Source organism: Halomonas sp. PAMB 3264, assembly GCF_031954245.1.
Taxonomy (GTDB): Bacteria; Pseudomonadota; Gammaproteobacteria; order Pseudomonadales; family Halomonadaceae; genus Vreelandella.
The window spans coordinates 2,192,911-2,207,189 of sequence record NZ_CP134866.1 but is presented as its reverse complement, the minus strand read 5'-3'; the positions used below and the strand labels follow the sequence as shown (position 1 = coordinate 2,207,189).

General features: G+C 60.3%; 14 protein-coding genes. 4 read left to right on the top strand and 10 right to left on the bottom strand.

The window, feature by feature from the left end:
* Positions 1–14 precede the first annotated feature (14 nt).
* Positions 15–575, top strand: a complete 561-nt coding sequence (locus RN347_RS09930; RefSeq protein ID WP_311958087.1) for a hypothetical protein — start codon at positions 15–17, stop codon at positions 573–575.
* Between the two features lie 123 nt (positions 576–698).
* Here the strand turns inward: RN347_RS09930 and RN347_RS09925 are convergent, their stop codons facing one another.
* On the bottom strand, positions 699–1,874 hold the full coding sequence (locus tag RN347_RS09925) for a VWA domain-containing protein (RefSeq protein WP_311958086.1): 1,176 nt from the start codon (positions 1,872–1,874) through the stop codon (positions 699–701).
* Between the two features lie 3 nt (positions 1,875–1,877).
* Complete coding sequence (locus tag RN347_RS09920) at positions 1,878–2,732, bottom strand: MoxR family ATPase (protein WP_311958084.1); 855 nt, start codon at positions 2,730–2,732, stop codon at positions 1,878–1,880.
* Positions 2,733–3,345: 613 nt separating this feature from the next.
* Here RN347_RS09920 and RN347_RS09915 point away from each other — a divergent pair.
* Positions 3,346–3,954, top strand: a complete 609-nt coding sequence (locus RN347_RS09915; RefSeq protein WP_311958082.1) for an OmpW family outer membrane protein — start codon at positions 3,346–3,348, stop codon at positions 3,952–3,954.
* 119 nt (positions 3,955–4,073) lie between these two features.
* Positions 4,074–4,850 (top strand): TatD family hydrolase, encoded by a 777-nt coding sequence (locus tag RN347_RS09910; protein WP_311958081.1) that lies wholly within the window; start codon positions 4,074–4,076, stop codon positions 4,848–4,850.
* Between the two features lie 39 nt (positions 4,851–4,889).
* On the opposite strand, the gene pepQ is transcribed toward RN347_RS09910, so the two are convergent.
* The 7 genes from pepQ to RN347_RS09875 form a co-directional block, all read right to left on the bottom strand.
* A complete protein-coding gene (pepQ, locus tag RN347_RS09905; protein ID WP_311958080.1) occupies positions 4,890–6,191 on the bottom strand; it encodes a Xaa-Pro dipeptidase in 1,302 nt (433 codons plus the stop codon).
* A gap of 10 nt (positions 6,192–6,201) precedes the next feature.
* Positions 6,202–7,113 (bottom strand): LysR family transcriptional regulator, encoded by a 912-nt coding sequence (locus RN347_RS09900; protein ID WP_263586961.1) that lies wholly within the window; start codon positions 7,111–7,113, stop codon positions 6,202–6,204.
* 49 nt (positions 7,114–7,162) lie between these two features.
* A complete protein-coding gene (locus RN347_RS09895; RefSeq protein ID WP_311958078.1) occupies positions 7,163–8,242 on the bottom strand; it encodes an oligopeptide/dipeptide ABC transporter ATP-binding protein in 1,080 nt (359 codons plus the stop codon).
* Positions 8,239–9,255 (bottom strand): ABC transporter ATP-binding protein, encoded by a 1,017-nt coding sequence (locus RN347_RS09890; RefSeq protein ID WP_263586963.1) that lies wholly within the window; start codon positions 9,253–9,255, stop codon positions 8,239–8,241. The genes RN347_RS09895 and RN347_RS09890 overlap by 4 nt, the downstream gene beginning before the upstream one ends.
* A 7-nt stretch (positions 9,256–9,262) precedes the next feature.
* Positions 9,263–10,198, bottom strand: coding sequence for an ABC transporter permease (locus RN347_RS09885; RefSeq protein ID WP_263586964.1), 936 nt, complete (start codon positions 10,196–10,198; stop codon positions 9,263–9,265).
* Positions 10,195–11,244, bottom strand: coding sequence for an ABC transporter permease (locus tag RN347_RS09880; RefSeq protein WP_311958076.1), 1,050 nt, complete (start codon positions 11,242–11,244; stop codon positions 10,195–10,197). Before RN347_RS09880 ends, RN347_RS09885 begins: the two co-directional genes overlap by 4 nt.
* A gap of 161 nt (positions 11,245–11,405) precedes the next feature.
* Positions 11,406–12,992, bottom strand: coding sequence for an ABC transporter substrate-binding protein (locus RN347_RS09875; RefSeq protein ID WP_311958075.1), 1,587 nt, complete (start codon positions 12,990–12,992; stop codon positions 11,406–11,408).
* Between the two features lie 307 nt (positions 12,993–13,299).
* Here RN347_RS09875 and RN347_RS09870 point away from each other — a divergent pair, with 307 nt between their 5' ends.
* Positions 13,300–13,854: a hypothetical protein gene (locus tag RN347_RS09870; protein WP_311958073.1), complete on the top strand. Its 555-nt coding sequence runs from the start codon at positions 13,300–13,302 to the stop codon at positions 13,852–13,854.
* Positions 13,855–13,881: 27 nt separating this feature from the next.
* Here the strand turns inward: RN347_RS09870 and RN347_RS09865 are convergent, their stop codons facing one another.
* Positions 13,882–14,268 (bottom strand): glutathione S-transferase N-terminal domain-containing protein, encoded by a 387-nt coding sequence (locus RN347_RS09865; RefSeq protein WP_263586968.1) that lies wholly within the window; start codon positions 14,266–14,268, stop codon positions 13,882–13,884.
* Positions 14,269–14,279: the final 11 nt, after the last annotated feature.

The following is a 14,279-nucleotide window of genomic DNA, read 5'->3' as shown; positions in this document are numbered from 1 at the left end:
GATGAGAGAGCGCAATGAAGGTTGTCCAGATTAAAGAGCCCCGCGAGCGCCGCGCGTGTCTCGCCAAACTGTGTGCAAAGGTGTACGGCCAGCAGGCGGGCCTGACCCCGCTGGTGGTCTTCACGGGCACCCAAAACGTTTTGTTCGAGCAGGAAGCCGCGCGGCTCATCGCCGGTACGGGAAGCGGCGGCGAGATTCTGGCGCTGGCGCTACTGGTGCTCGACGAGAAGGGCGAGGGCATGACGCTGAGTTTGGCCTGGGAGCAGCGCGAGGGCGCCAGGGCGCGGCTGATCAGCGAGCTGAGCCTCAACGTGCCGCTCAAGGTCGAAGTGAGCGAGCCCTCCCAGGTGGCGTTTTATCAGGATTGCGGACTCAAGCGCTGGTTCGACGGCGAAAACGGCGAGCGGGTCGGACTCAACGCCCGCCATCCGGCGACGCGTCTCGAGGACGTTTCACCCACCCTGACGCTGGATCACGACCGGATACTGCGTCGCTTCAAGCACGACCCGAAAGCGTTCGAGGCGGCCAAGCGTGATTTCCTGGAAGGCCTCGAGCGCGCGCCGAGCGCGCTTTAACGTCATTCGAGCCTGGCCTTTGCTCGTATAAAAAGTGGCTGCGAAAGCAAAGCACTTATGACATCAAAGCACTTATGACATCAAAGCACTGACGACATCAAAGCACTGACGACATCAAAGCACTCACGAAAGCCCGCGCATGGCCGTTTCGAGCCCTTCGACGGTCATCGGGTACATGCGATCCTCGACGATCTCCTGAATCAGCTTCGTCGAGTAGGTGTACTCCCAGGTGCGCGGCAGGGCCGGGTTGAGCCATACGAGTTTCGGGAAGTGCTTCGTCAAACGCTCTAGCCAAACGCCTCCCGGCTCCTCGTTGAAGTGCTCGACGCTCCCACCCGGGTGGGTGATCTCGTAAGGTGACATCGCCGCATCGCCCACCACCACGACCTGGTAATCCGACCCATAAGTGCGCAGAAGCTCCCATGTCGAGAGACGTTCGCTGCCGCGGCGGCGATTGTTTTTCCAGACGCCTTCGTAGACACAGTTGTGAAAGTAAAAGTATTCCAGGTGCTTGAACTCCGAGCGCGCCGCGGAGAAGAGCTCCTCACACACGCGCACGTGATCGTCCATCGAGCCGCCGACGTCTAAAAACAGCAGGATCTTGACGGCGTTATGGCGCTCCGGACGCATCTGCACGTTTAAAAGCCCCGCATCGCGGACGGTTTCCCGAATGGTGCCCTTGATGTCGAACTCTGAACGCGCGCCCTGGCGGGCGAACTTTCTAAGCCGACGTAGCGCCATTTTGATATTGCGCGTGCCAAGCTCCAGGCTGTCGTCGTAGTCGCGAAAGCGGCGCTCGTCCCACACTTTGGTGGCGCGGCGATGGCGCGAGCCGTCCTGGCCGATACGGATGCCTTCCGGGTTGTAGCCGTAGGCGCCGAAGGGGCTGGTGCCGCCGGTACCGATCCACTTGTTGCCGCCGGCGTGGCGCTCTTTCTGCTCTTCCAGACGCTTTTTGAAGGTGTCGATTAGCGCCTCGAGCCCGCCCAGCGACTCGATTTTCGCTTTCTCCTCCTCGGAGAGCTGCTTCTCGAATTCGCGACGCAGCCACTCGTCCGGAATCAGCGCCTCGATGCCGGCCTCCACGCTTTCGAGCCCCTCGAACCAGGCAGCGAAGGCGCGATCGAAGCGGTCGAAGTAACGCTCGTCCTTGACCATCACCGTGCGCGCGACATGGTAGAAGCTTTGCATATCGGCGAATACCACGCCGGACTCGAGCGCCGCGTGCAAGTCGAGCAGCTCGCGCAGCGAAACCGGCACCCCAGTGCGCTTCAACGTCTCAAACAGGCCGATGAACATGGCTTAACGCCCCGGCCCTTTTTGGCGGCGCATCATGAACGCGAGACGTTCCAACAGATGGGTATCCTGTTCGTTTTTGATCAACGCCCCGGCCATGGGCGGCAGCGCTTTTGAGGGGTCGCGGTGATAAAGCGCTTCACGGGAAAGCTCGTCGCTCATCAAAAGCTTCATCCAATCGACCAGCTCCGAGGTCGAGGGCTTTTTCTTGAGCCCTGGCGCCTCGCGCAGTTCAAAAAAGACGTTGAGCGCCTCGGAAACGAGCGTTGGCGCGATGTCGGGAAAGTGGACATCGACGATCGCTTGCAGGGTGTCGCGATCGGGAAAGTCGATGTAGTGGAAAAAGCAGCGGCGCAAAAACGCATCCGGCAGCTCTTTTTCATTGTTCGAGGTAATGATGATGATCGGGCGGTGCCGGGCGCGTACGGTTTCACCGGTTTCATAAACGAAGAACTCCATGCGATCCAGCTCCTGAAGTAGATCGTTGGGGAACTCGATGTCCGCCTTGTCGATTTCATCGATCAACAGCACTACGCGCTTATCGGCGGTGAACGCTTCCCACAGCTTGCCGGGACGAATGTAGTTGGCGACGTTCTCGACACCCTCGACACCCAGCTGGGAGTCGCGCAGCCGGCTGACCGCATCGTATTCGTAGAGCCCCTGAGCCGCCCTGGTGGTCGACTTGATGTGCCAGGTCAAAAGCTCGGTATCGAGCGAGCGGGCAAGCTCCTCGGCCAGCAGCGTTTTTCCTGTCCCCGGCTCGCCCTTGATCAAGAGCGGGCGCTCGAGCATAACGGCCGCGTTGACCGCCTGCTTGAGCGCCTCGGTTGCGATGTAGGAGGTAGTGGAATCGAACGCCATGGGGGCTCCTTTGAAGGCCGGATGGGAAGCGGATCAAGATGCGATAGCGGATCAGTTTACGTGACACGTGGCGTGTCACAAAGCGTCGTCACCGCGTAACGCTGGGGCCAGCAGTACGGCAAGTGGCTGAAGCAGCGAAAATTTTTCGATCGAATACGACTTTAGTGCAACGCAATGATGCAAAAACGGGTTTTTGTGCCCGCTGATGGTGCGCGTTAAAAGAGCATGAACAGGGGCGCAGTAAGTGGTGATACGGAGTTTTTTTTATATGTAGTTGATTTTTAAAGTGTAAAAAAATATTGGCACGCCGCTCGCAATATAAATGGGAAAGAGGCATACGAATAGAATCAAACGACTTCTCGATTCTCCCTTCGTTGCCATGTCGTCCAACCGGACGATACACCGAGTGAGCTGGCGTGCTCCACCTGGGTCCCCTTCGGGGGACCTTTTTTTATGCCTATAAAACAGCGGTCGTTAGAAAAAAATATTATAAAAGACTTCCACTGAATGTTTGGAAACACTGTTCGATTAGTATATATTGTATAAGTAAGCCGGAGGCAACGGCGTCGTTCGTGGCAAATTGAGCCATCGGCAAACTAAAAGGATGACCGTGATGAGCAAAGTTAAAGTAATTTCAGCTGCCGTAATTTCTGCAAGCGTTCTAATGGCAAGCCAGGCCGCGCTTGCCTACCAGGCGGGTGACGTCTTCGTTCGCGGCGGTTACGCTAAAACCGATACCGGTTCCAGCAACGGTAACCTTCTGGGTAGTTCGCTGGATGTTCAAAACGAAAGCGGTTTCACCTACGGTTTGGGCTATCTGTTCACCAACAACGTGGGCATCGAACTCAACGGTTCTGAGAAGTTCGAGCATCAATTGAACACTGATGCCCTGGGCGACGTGGGTACTACCGACCGCCTGCCGGTCAACCTGATGGTCAACTACTACCCGCTGGGTGGCTACGAGTCCAAAGTGCAGCCCTACGTGGGTGCGGGTCTCAACTACACCCGTTTCTCCGGTGTGCCGAGCGATGTCGAAATCAAGGACAGCTACGGCGCGGCGGCCCAGGTAGGTATCGATCTGGCAGTCACCGATAACGTCATGCTCAACGGTTTTGCCAACTATGCCGACGTCGATTCCGACTATCGTGTCAACGGCGACACCATCGGTAATGTCGAAATGGACCCGGTTACCATTGGCGGCGGCGTTACACTACGCTTCTAAAATGGCGTGATCGATTTTCGATCCATGAACATGAAACGCCCGGCGAAAGCCGGGCGTTTTTGTATGAGCGCATCTAACCGATTTACTATCACCTGTAAAAGCCCTGGAGAAGAGCCGGCATGACCGCAGGATTCGTTGATACTCACTGCCACTTCGACTTCCCCCCGTTTTATGGCGATGAGCTGCGGAGTCTGGAGCAGGCACGTCAGGCGGGTGTTGAAAAGATTATTGCGGTTGGCGTTACGGCAAAGCGCTTCGACGGCGTCATGGCGCTGGCCGAGCGGTTCGAGCCCATTCATGCCGCGCTCGGGATTCACCCAATGACCATTAGTGAATTCAAGGAGGAGCACGTGAGCCAGCTCGAGGCGTGGCTCGAAAAGCGCCCCGAGAAACTGGTCGCCATCGGTGAGATCGGGCTGGATCTCTTTATCGACAACCCGCAGTTCGAAAAGCAGGAAGCGCTGCTCGACGCGCAGCTCAAACTGGCCCGCCGGTTCGAGCTGCCGGTGATCCTGCACTCGCGGCGCACCCACGATAAGCTCGCGATGCACCTGCGTCGCCTGGCGCTACCTAAAACGGGTGTCGTGCACGGCTTTGCCGGAAGCCTGCAGCAGGCTCAAGCGTTCATCGAGGCGGGCTATTTTATTGGCGTGGGCGGCACCATGACCTATGAGCGCGCCACCAAGACGCGCCGTACGCTTGCGCGGCTACCGCTCTCAAAACTGCTGCTGGAAACGGACTCGCCGGACATGCCCGTTCAGGGGTTTCAGGGCGAACCCAACCGGCCCGAGCGTATTCAACACGTGTTTAAAAGCCTTTGCGAGATTCGCGAAGAGTCACCGGAGGAGATCCTCGATGCCATCCGCGACAACAGCCGCCGGCTTTTTGGAATTTAGCCGGCGGGTTGCCTCGCTCTCTGCTTCAGGGCGCCCGCTTCAAGGCGTTAGATTCTCGAACCCCGATTCGGTGACCACGACGTTGTCTTCGACCCGAATGCCGCCGCAGTTGATTAGCGAGTCCACCAGCGGCCAGTTGATGGCAAGCTCGCGCTCCTTGAGTGGGGCCAACAACATGGGAATGAAGTAGAGCCCGGGCTCGATGGTGACGACCATGCCGGGTTTGAGCGTGCGGGTCAGGCGCAGCGCCGGGTGCTCTTCCGGGGCGGGCAGGGGAGAGCCGCTTTCACTCTTGAGGCCCGCCACATCGTGTACCTGTAGGCCCAGCAGATGGCCAAGACCGTGAGGGCAAAAGGCGCGGGTAACGCCGAGATCGACTGCGCTTTCGACGCTGTCCTTATAAAGATCGAAACTCACCAGAATGTTCGCCAGGCGGCGGTGCATCTGTTCGTGCAGCGTCAAAAATTCGACGTTGGGTCCGATGCTCTGAACCAGCTCGTTTTTGAGCCCGTACAGCGCCACGACCAGAGCGGCGAAGATTTCCGGCGCGTCCGGGCCGACGTGGGTGCGGGTGATGTCGGCGCAGTAGCCGCGAAAGCGGTGACCCGCATCCACCAGCAGGCTGTACCTGTGCTTCGGCGGAGTCAGGTCGTAGTGCTGATAGTGCAGCACGCCGGCGTGGCCGTTCAAACCGACGATATTCTGATAAGGCACCATGGACTCGCGCTGACGGCTCGCGCCCAGGTAGGCAAGCTGAACGTCGAGCTCGGCGCCCACGCCAATGAACGCCGCCTTGGCCGCCTGATGGCCCGCCTTGGCCAAACGGTTAGCCTCGCGCAGGCAGGCGAGTTCGTAGTCGCTTTTGATCACGCGCAGCTCGTCGAGCGCGGTGATCAGCGCCTGAGGCATGAACTGCGCCCCGGACAACGCCTTTTGCTGACGCGCGTCCAGGCGCTCGACGTCGCCGATCACCGCCGCTTTGGACGAAAGCGCTGGAGCGGTGGCCTCCTTGCAGAGCGTGATATCGAAGGCTTCGATCCAGGGCTCTTCGGGTAGAGTGGTCGTCAGATGCCAGAAATCGCTCGGGGCGTAGAGCAGCAGCTGGGGCTTTTGCCCTGGCTTGATGACGACCCAGCTGCGCTCGGCCCCGGCCAGGCCGACCCAGTGCATGAAGTGTCCATAGGCCTGAAAAGCGGGTGCGTGGTCATCGGCGAAGAAGGGCTCACTATGGCCGCTGTAGATGGCCACGCTCTCGAGGCCTTCGCGCTCGAGAATCCCGGCGTAGGCGCGATCCAGGCGCTTCAAGTGCGCCAGCTGTAAGGCAAAAAGTGTCTCTGACATGTCGTCCCTTTTAAACATGAAGCGCGGGTAGCTCGCTCCAGAGCCTCTCCAGCTCGGCGTGGTGTTTTTTCTGATGGCGGTACAGGCGAAGCTCCGTGGACACGTCGAAGCGAGTATCCCCGGCGCGCACCAGCGCGCCGCTTTCGAGCTCGGCGCTGACGTTTCGCTCGGGCAGCCACCCCATACCATAGCCCAGAAGCACGAGTTCCTTGATATTCGCCGCAAAAAGATTGTCGCTTTGCGCGCTCAGGTAGCTGCTGTGCGAAAGCCTTGCCAGGTGGGCCTTGATCGCGCCGCCCAGCAGACTGCGCTTGGGATAGGCAAGCCAGCGCACCGGTTTGGTGGGGCTTCCGGGAAGCTGGGCGCCGGGCTGGTGGGTCAGGCTTGCCGCGATGACGGGAATCAGCCGCTCGGTGCCGATCACCCGGTAAACGCAGGCGCTGGTGTCGATATCCGGATCGAAACGCCCGGTCGGCCAATAGCAGATCGCCAGATCGCACTCGGCGCGGCCCAGCGCCTGAAAGTAGTCGCTGGCCGCCCAGCCCGTCGCCCGCAGGTAGGGCTGGACCTGATGCTGCCAGCCCAGTCCCTCGAGCCACTCAGGCATGAACCGTGACAAGAGACTTTGCGGCGCGGCCAACATGATGCGGCGCTGCTCGCCGGCGCTGATCTCCTGCACCCGGTCGCGGGTCAGGCGCACGCGGTCGGTGATCTGCTCGCAAAGCGTCAGAAACTCTTCACCTGCCGGGGTCAGCGATAGCGGCAGCGTTTGGCGGTTGATCAACGTCGCGCCCATCTCCTCTTCCAACAGCTTGATACGCCTTGAGAAGGTGGGCTGGGTGACATGCTGCTCGTCCGCCGCCCGCGAGAAGTGCCGGGTTCTGGCCAGGGCGATAAAGTCTTCTAGCCAGCGGATTTCCATGCCTTACCCCATCGTGATGAAAAAGCGACGCCAGACGGGTGACGCGGCGTCACAGTCGGCCCTCTTCGACGCCGTGACAGGCCACCCGGGTGCCGTCAGGCTGGGTTTGCAACAGCGGGATCTCCGCCTTGCAACGCGCATTGGCGTGGGGGCAGCGTCCGTGGAACACGCAGCCGCTGGGCAAATTCACCGGCGTCGGCACCTCGCCGGAAAGGCGAATATGTTGTGGCCGGTCATCCTTGAGCCGCGGTATCGCTGATAAGAGCGCTTGGGTGTAGGGGTGGCGCGGCTTGTCGAATAGCGTAGCAGTGGTGGCGATTTCGCACACCGTGCCCAGGTACATGACCGCTACCCGCGTGCCGAAATGCTCGACCACCGCCAGGTCGTGGGTAATGAACAGATAGGTCAGGTTGCGCTCGCGCTGAGCGTCCATTAGAAGGTTCAGCACCTGCGCTTGAATGGAGACATCCAGCGCCGAGATCGGCTCGTCGGCGACGATGAATTCCGGGTCCACCGCAAGCGCCCGGGCGATGGCGATGCGCTGTCGCTGACCGCCGGAGAACTCGTGGCCAAAACGCTTGCCCCAGTCCGGGTCGATGCCCACCGAGCGCATCACCGTCTCGACCTTGTCGGCTACCTTCGCGCGGTCCCACTCCGGGTGATGAAAGCGCAGCGGCTCTTCCAGGGTTTGCTGGATGGTCATGCGCGGGTTGAGCGAAGCGTAGGGGTTTTGAAAAATCATCTGCATGCGCTTGCGATAGGGCAGCAGCTTTCGCGCGCTCAAATCGTCGATACGCTGACCGTCATAGCGTATTTCGCCTTCCGAGGGGCTCAAAAGCCCCATGACGGTACGTGCCACCGTCGACTTGCCGCAGCCGGATTCGCCCACCACGCAAAGCGCCTCGCCGCGCTGAATGTCCAGATTGACGCCATTGATCGCGTGCACGTGCTCCTGATGGCGTGTGATCCTGCCTTTCTTGAAGCGCAGCTGATCGAGAAAATCACCGGACAGCGAGAAACGCTTTTTCAGGTCACGAATTTCAAGCAGCGCATCGCCGCGCGCGCTATTCGGCGCATCGCTTGCGATGACTTTCTCGGTCGGCTCTGCGTGGGTCGCCTCGAGGCTCATGGGGTTTCCTCCTTCAGCCGACGGTCTTCGAGCATTTCCGCCACCATATGGCAGGCCACTCGGCAGTTCCCGGTGTCGACGAAGCCGGGCACCTGCTCGACGCACGCCGCGCGCGGCTCGCCGTTTGAGCGAATGCGAAAGTCGCAGCGCGGATGAAAGGCGCAGCCGCTGGGCAAATTGGAAAGTGAGGGCATGCTGCCGCGGATCTGGTTGAGCTTCTCGCCGGGCGTGGCCATTTGCGGTAGAGCGTTGATCAGCCCTTGGGTGTAGGGGTGCTGCGGGTCGTTGATGATTTCGCGGGTCGGGCCCTGCTCGATCACCCGTCCGGCGTACATCACCAGCATGCGTTGGGTGACCTGGCTGACCACACCCAGGTCGTGGGTGATCAGGATCAAACCGACGTTGTGCTGCTCGCACAAATCGAGCAGCAGCGCCATGATTTCGGCCTGGATGGTGACATCCAGCGCGGTAGTGGGCTCGTCGGCGATGATGATGTCCGGATCGAGCAGCAGCGCGATGGCGATGATGATGCGTTGGCGCATGCCGCCGGAGAGCTCGTGCGGGTACTGATCGAGGCGCTTTTCCGGCGACGGGATCTGCACCTGCTGGAGCTTGTCCAGCGCAATGGCGCGGGCGGCCTTGCTGGAGATCCGGCGGTGCGCTTTCAGACACTCCACCATCTGCTCGCCGATCGACAGCACCGGGTTGAGCGTCATCATCGGGTCCTGGAAGATCATCGAGATACGGTGGCCCCGTACCTTCCTGAGTGCCCGCTCGGACATCGTGTTGAGCGTTTGGCCCTCGAACGTGACGCTACCGCCAGCAATAAAGCCGGGTTTGGCGATCAGGTTCAAAAGCGAGAAGGCCGCCACGGATTTGCCCGCGCCGGATTCGCCGACGATGCCGAGGCGCTCGCCCCGGTCCAGGGTGAAGCTGACGTCGCGCAGCGCGCGTACTTCGCCCTGGCGCAGCGCAAAGCGCACGTCGAGTCCTGAAACTTCGAGTAGTGCCATGGTGGTCTCACCCCTTGTAGAGTCGTGGGTTCATGACATCGCGCAGCCAGTCACCGAGCAAATTGATCGAGAGCACCAGCACCACCAGCACCGCACCCGGAATCAGCGTGATCCACCAGGAGCCGGACTGGATATAGTCGAACCCGGCCTTGATCAACGAGCCAAGCGACGGGTGGGTCTCCGGCATGCCAAGGCCCAGAAACGAGAGCGCCGCCTCGGAGATGATGGCGTTGGCGATCTGTACCGTGGAGATGACGAAAATGGGCGACAGCGTATTGGGCAGCACGTGGCGAAACATGATGCGCCGGCTCTTGAGTCCCATCACGCGGGCGGCGTCGACGTACTCCTTGCCCCGCTCGGCCAGCACCGAGGCGCGCACGGTGCGCGCGTACTGCGGCCACTCGGCCAGGCCGATGATCAGAATCAGCATGATCACCGCGTACTGGCTGTAAAAGGCGCTACCCATGGTCGCCTTGACCACCGCGCCGACCACGATGGCCACCATCAGCGTCGAAAACGACAGCTGGATGTCGGCCAGGCGCATCAACAGCGCGTCCACGCGCCCGCCAAGGTAGCCGGCCATCAGGCCAAACGTGACGCCGATCAGCGCCTGCAGAATCACCGCGCCGAAGCCGATCAGAAGCGACACGCGCGTCCCGTAAAGAATGATCGACCAGAGATCGCGCCCCTGAGCGTCGGTGCCCAGGGTGTAGCGCTCATCGAAACCGTCGATCCAGAACGGCGGCAATTCCGAGTCGAGAATGTTGATCTGACGCAGATCATAGGGGTCGGTCGGGGCGATCAACGGCGCGGCAAACGCTGCGATCACCAAACAAATGAAGACGAAAAGGCACAGCTGGGCGGTGCGGTCGCGCTTGAAGCTGTACCACAGATAGGAGTCGCGCAGGCGCTCCCAGCGGCTCGGGGCGGTCGTGGCACTCATGCGGGCTTACCTGTCAGTTTGACGGTGGGGTTAACGAAGCCGTAGATCAAATCCACGATGGTGTTCGTCACCACGAAAATGACGCCGACGATCATCAGGTAGCTGACGATCAGCGGAATGTCGGCCCGGTTGATCGCTTCCAGGAACATCAGTCCCATGCCGGGCCATTGGAAAACGGTTTCGGTCAGGATGGTATAGGCGACCATCGTGCCGATCTGCACGCCGCCGACCGTAATGACCGGCAGCATGGTGTTCTTGAGGGCGTGCACGAAGTAGATGCGGCGCATCGAAATGCCCTTGGCGCGGGCGTACTTCACGTACTCGGACTGCAGCACTTCCATCATTTCGGCGCGAATCAGGCGAATGAATAGCGGCAACATGATCGAGGCGAGCGAAATGGCGGGCAGCACCAGATGCTGTAAACCGTTCAGGCTCGCCAGATTGGTGTCCCAGTGGCCGACCACGTGGACGAGATCATACCCGCGACCGAAGGAGGGCATGTTACCCGAGGTCGAGAGCACCCCGTTGAGCCAGGCACCCCAGCCGGTCTGCTCGGGAAAGAGCGTGATCGTGATCCCGATCGAAAAGATCTGGATCAATACGATCGCGGTCAAAAAGACCGGGACCGAGATACCGATGATCGATACACCCATGAAAAAGCGCGACACGAGGGATCGCGGCTTGATCGCGCTGTAAACCCCGATCGGCACCGACAGCACGACGATGATCAGCGTGGCAGCGAACACCAGCTCGAGCGTTGCCGGCAGGTGGCGGGCGATGACCTCCAGCGCCGGCTCGCGGTAGAAATAGGACTGGCCGAAGTCGCCCTGGAGGGCGTTTGTGGCAAAGCGCGCGTACTGCACCAGGAAGGGGTCGTTGAGACCCAAACGCTCGCGCAGCGCCTCGCGCTCGCTTTCGGGGACCGACTGACCCACCAGCTGTTGTACCGGGTCACCCAGGTTGTCCTGAATGGCGAAGGCCAGCACGCTGATGACGAACATCACCAGTACCGCGTGCATCAGCCGCTTGATGAGAAATGCAATCATGGCGTACGCCACCTGTGTGTACGTTATCAGGAAGGTCGTTGGCAAAAAGCTCTGGGGTCAATGCCGGATAAAGCCCAACGCAACGCTTCGCTCCCCACCGGGTGGAGAGCGAAGCATCCGTGCTAAAGCGTCGAGCCTGATGGGCCGTAGTGACCCTGGAATTACCGGGTGATGACCAGATCACCCAGGTAGGGGAAGTCGATCGCATTGACGACCGGCTCGATGTCGACACCGTCGGCAGCGGCGTAAGCCAGGTTTTGCCAGTGAAGCGTGATGTAGCCCACGTCTTCGTAAAGCATGGCTTCGGCTTCTTTCAGCATCTCGGCGCGTTTTTCCAGATCGGTTTCGCTGTCGGCCTCGGTCACCAGCGCGTCGATCTCCTCGTTGCAGTAGCCGCCGTAGTTGTACTGGCCAGCGCCGGTCTCTTCATCCGGGCAGAAGGTCAGGTACTGGAACAGGTTGGCGGTGTCTTCGGTATCCGAGTGCCAGCCCACCATCGCCATGTCCGAGCCGCGCTCGTCGTACTCCGGCCAGTACTGGGCCAGCGGCATGGTGCGAAGATTCACGGTGATGTTGATGCGCGAGAGCATGTTGGCGACGGCCTGGGCGATCTGGGCATCGTTCACGTAGCGGTTGTTCGGGGCGATCATGTCGATGGTGAAGCCATCTTCATAGCCCGCTTCCGCCATCAACTCTTGAGCGCGTTCGATGTCGTAGCGCGGAACAAGCTCTGGATTGTGGCCGACGTAGCCTTCAGCGGAGAGCTGACCGGCGGGTGTGGCGAAGCCGCGCATCAAACGATCGGCGATGCCTTCCTGGTTGATGGCCAGATCCACGGCCTGGCGCACGCGAACATCCTGAAACGCCTCGACGCGCTCTTCGTTGAGCTGGAAACCGATGATGCGCGTACCGGGCACCTCGATCAGATTAATATTCTGTGCCTCACGCACGCGATCCAGATCGTTGGGCGGCACGGCGTCGATGAAGTCCACGCCGCCGGAGAGGAGGGCAGCCACGCGGGAGGCGTTCTCGGAGATCGGGGTCAAAATGATCTCGGATACGTTGCCTTCGCTTTCGGTATCCCAGTAGTCGTCGAAGCGCTCGAAGTCCACCTGCACGCCCTGACGGCGGCTGGTGACCTCGAAAGGTCCGGTGCCCGAGATATTGCGCGAGGCAAAGGAGTCGCCTGCCTTGACGATTTCAGACTTGTCGCTGCCATCCTCTGTCTCACCGGTATAGAACTCACTGTCCATCGGGAAGATGTAGGTGGCCAGGTTGAGTAGCAGCGGATAGGGCTCGGCAGTGGTGATTTCGACGGTGTAGTCGTCGATGGCTTCTGCACTTTCGACCGGCTCGAAGATCGCGCGGTAGTCCGGGCTCTCCTTGAGACGCTCGATGGTCCAGACCACGTCCTTGGCGGTGAACTCGTTGCCGGAGTGGAAGGTCACGCCTTCACGCAGCGTCATGCGCAGGTGCGTATCGTCGACTTGTTCCCACTCAGTGGCCAGGCGCGGCTCGAACTGGAAATCCTTGGTCCAACGCACCAAGGGGTCGAAAGAGAGATGTGAAAAGCGCAGCATACCGCCGGAGAGTTGCTCGTGAATATCCAGCGTTTCCGGGTCGGCAGCGTAGCCGATACGCAGTGTTTCGGCGCTCGCCGCCGTCGACACAAGCGCGGAGCCTGCAAAGGCTGCGCCGATGATCGAAGCCAGCAGGGTTTTTTTAAAAACGGCTTTTTTGGACGTCATGTTTGTTCCCATCCCACGTTATTGTTGATTCACTGTGACCCGCGCCGTTGAGCTACCGGCGCTGGTTCAAAAGACACGGTCAGTGCCAGCATCGAACGCCAAGCGGCACTCTCGAAGGAGGTTTTGAGAGTGCCGCGCCCTCAACGGCGCAGTGCTAATAACATAGAGAGAGGTCATCACCGGACACAATCGAAAAAATGACACGACTCATTCATCTGCTGAATGAGCCGGCGCCAGGCCGCACCGTGCCTTATATATGAAATAAAACTAACGTATGATTTATCCCCTGTCAGAACAGGAGAACGCCATGATTGCGCGCACGCTGACATCCTTACGACGCCTTTTGGGCGCGCTGACCATGCACGCCGCGTTAGCAACGCTTTTATCGGCGACAGTGCTGGCAGACACCGAGCCGGCGCCGGCGATCAGCGCCACCTTCGACGGTGAGCCGATGGCCTGGTATCTCCACGGAGAAAATGAGGATGTCAGCGCCAGTTTCGTCGAGCAGCGCCAGGCACTGGCGGTCGATATTACGGGGTTTACCGACGCTAGTGATCCGAGCCCCCGCGACTCGCTGGCGCTGCGACTATCGCTGAGCGAGGCGGGCGAGACGCTAACGCTCGAGCAAGCCGAAGCGGTCTACTTCATTAGCAGTGACACCACCGGGCCCGTGTACCACGCGGCGGCTGGCGCGCTTAACGTCACCCTGACACGCGCCGAGCGCGATGGCGCCTGGCTCACGCTTGTTGGTCGGATCGACGGTGATTTTGAGCTCGAGCGCGCCCCCGGGGGCCAAAGCGAAAATGAGCCCGCCACGCTTTCGGGGCGCTTCGAGCTGCGCGCTCGGCGGGTGGAGTTTTAAACGCTGTTTTAAAGACAGTCTCAAGGGCTAGCCAAAGCGCGATTCGAGCCAAGCGTTGATGTCGCTGGACTCATAAAGCCACTCGGTCTGACCGCCGTCGCGTTCGATGCGAAGACACGGCACCTTGATCTTGCCACCGCCTTGCTCGAGCGCTTGTCGGTGCTCGGCGTCGTGCTGGGCATCGCGGGTTTCGATAGGGAGATTCAGCCGGGCGATCTCCTTGCGTACCTTGATGCAAAACGGGCAGCTACGAAACTGGTAAAGCGCAAGCGCCTGGCAGGCTTCATCCACCTGGGCCTGCTCATCAGTCGTGCGCTCCTTACCCTGGGGCGTGGAGAGTTTTTCCTGAGCCAGCATGAACGGCGTCACTACCAGGCGAACGCCGCGAAAGAAGGTGCGAATCACACTACGCATCGTGTACTCCA